The sequence below is a fragment of the Frankia sp. CcWB2 genome, from assembly GCF_977927585.1.
Map to the genome: position 1 here is coordinate 21,749 of NZ_CDWRCM010000016.1, position 2,364 is coordinate 24,112.

Consider the following 2,364-nt stretch of genomic DNA (forward strand, 5'->3'; position numbering starts at 1 on the left):
CACGAGGCGGTGCAGCTGGTCCTGCAGGCTGGGGCGCTGGGATCACCCGGCGAGGCCCTCGTGCTCGACATGGGCGAGCCGGTGCGCATCGCGGACGTGGCCGCCCGGCTCGTGGCTCGGGAGAACCGGCCGATCGAGATCGTCTACACCGGGCTCGGCCGCGGCGAGAAGCTCCATGAGGAGCTCCTCGGCGCAGGCGAGGACGACCATCGACCGCACCACCCGCTGATCTCGCACGTGGGCGTGCCCGCCCTGGACCCGACCCATGCCCTCGCCCTCGATCCCTGGGCCCCGCCGGAAGAGGTGCTGGCCGAACTCGCGGCCCTCGCCGGCACGGACGCCGCGGCGGACGAGGTCCCGGCCGGCGCGGACGTGACCGGGCGGATTCCCATCCAGCCCACGGCGTCCAACCGTCGACCGCACCCGGCCCGGTAACCCGTTCGGGAAGGTCAAAAAGTCGTGAATGCCGACGATGGCAAGCGGATCGTTACAGCGATCCACATCACGGCGTGCCGTCACGGCGTGCCGTCACGGCCGCCTCGCACGGGGGCCGCACTCGCCGGTGCACGGGCCCCAGCCGTCACGGGAGGACGGCTGGGGCCGGTGCCCGGTCCGCCCCCAGCCGGTCGGCCTACCAGGCCACGGTTGCCGTCAACGCGGTGGTGAGATCCGCCCCGGGCGCGTCCGGGAACAGCGAACGCATCGTCGTCGTGTCCGCCTGGGAGTCCCGGATCTCCCCGGGCCGGGGTGCGGCGTGCTCGACGACCAGCCGCCGGCCGAGGATCCCCTCCAGCCGGACGATCAGGGTGAGCAGGTCGGTACGGGTCCCGGACCCGATGTCGACCGGGTGTGGATGGGTCAGCCGGCGGCGCACCGCATCGCACAGCATCCCGGTGACCAGCTCGACAGGGATGAAATCGCGCGTCTGCCGGCCGTCCCCGTGCACCGTCAGCGGCCGGCCGGCCGGCCAACGCAGCCTCGATAAAGGTCGGCACCACGGCCGCGTACGTGTGCCCGGCGGACTGGTACGGGCCGAACACGTCGAACGGTCTGACCGTGAGCACCGGCAGACCGAAACTGGCCTGGTAGGACAGCGCATATCCCTCGGCGGCGAGCTTCGAGGCCGCGAAGGGACTGCGCGGAAGGCACGGGGTGCCCGCCGACCGCGGCAGCGGGCCCGCGCCATCGGCGGCCGACCGGTCATCGGCCGCCGGTTGAACACCGGCCGCCGGCTGAGCACCAGCGGCCGATTGATCACCAGCGGCCGATTGATCACCATAGACCGATGAGGAGGACACGACGACGACGTGCGTCTCGGCCCGGTGGGCGACGCCGAGCACCGTCAGGGTGCCGGTCGCGTTCACCGCGTGGGTGGCCATCGGGTCGAGCAACGACCGTTCGACCGACGGCCGGGCAGCCAGGTGCACGATGCTCGACGCTCCGGTGCACGCCTGTTCGACCAGCGTCCGGTCGGTCACGCTGCCGACGACGAGCTCGGCCGGCAGCCCGGCGAGCTTCGACAGCGCCCCGGTGCTCAGATCGTCGATCACGACGACCTCCGCGCCCGCCGCGAGGAGCGCTCTGGTCAGGTGGGCCCCGATGAAGCCGGCCCCACCCGTCACGACTACCTTCACCATTCATCACCCTTCGAGATAATGATGATACGAATAGTAGTATGATCGGTCGCCTGCGCCGGCTATCTCTTCACGAAGAGCGACACCACGCCATCCAGAAGGTCCAATCGACTACTCTGAGTGTCAGATTGAACTCGTCTAGATCGGGGGCTACGGTCGCCGCGTGCCCGCTCACCTGCGCTCGCTGGTCATCGTGGGCGCGGGAGGGCACGGCCGGGAACTGCTCGATCTGGTGGAGGCGGTCAACGCGGCCACCGAGGGTCCCCGCTACGACGTCCTCGGCTTCGTCGATGACGACCGCGTGGACCCGGATCCACTCGCCCGGCGCGGAGCCGCGCTCCTCGGTGGACTCGACCTGCTCGATCGGCTCGACGCCGACTACCTGATCGGCTTCGCCGACGCGGCCACCCGGTCCCGCGTCGACCGGTACGCCAGCGCCCGCGGCCGGCGACCGGCGACCCTCGTCCACCCCCGGGCCAGCGTCGGAGGTGACGTGAAGCTCGGGCCGGGTACCGTCGTCTGTGCTCTCGCCAGCATCACCACCAACGTCGAAACCGGTCGGCACGTAGTGGTGAACATCGGCGCCAGCGTGGCGCACGACTGCCGCCTGGGCGACTATGTCACGGTCGCGCCGGGGGCCCGGCTCTCCGGTGCGGTGGCCGTCGGCGCGCGGGCGTGGATCGGCGCGCAGGCGAGCATCGTCGGCCTGCGCAGCATCGGCGACGGAGCG

Annotated in this window: 2 protein-coding genes and 1 pseudogene; 2 read left to right on the top strand and 1 reads right to left on the bottom strand. The window is 71.4% G+C overall.

From position 1 onward, the window contains the following. A partial coding sequence (locus ACY45C_RS03400; protein WP_462186193.1) for a polysaccharide biosynthesis protein occupies positions 1–435 on the top strand: 435 nt, incomplete at its 5' end. 196 nt (positions 436–631) lie between these two features. Here ACY45C_RS03400 and ACY45C_RS03405 read toward each other — a convergent pair. Beyond that, a pseudogene (locus ACY45C_RS03405) lies at positions 632–1,637 on the bottom strand (NAD-dependent epimerase/dehydratase family protein). Between the two features lie 160 nt (positions 1,638–1,797). Between ACY45C_RS03405 and ACY45C_RS03410 the strand changes: the two are divergent. Beyond that, positions 1,798–2,364, top strand: a 567-nt coding sequence (locus tag ACY45C_RS03410; RefSeq protein ID WP_462186194.1) for a PglD-related sugar-binding protein, incomplete at its 3' end; no start/stop codon positions are given.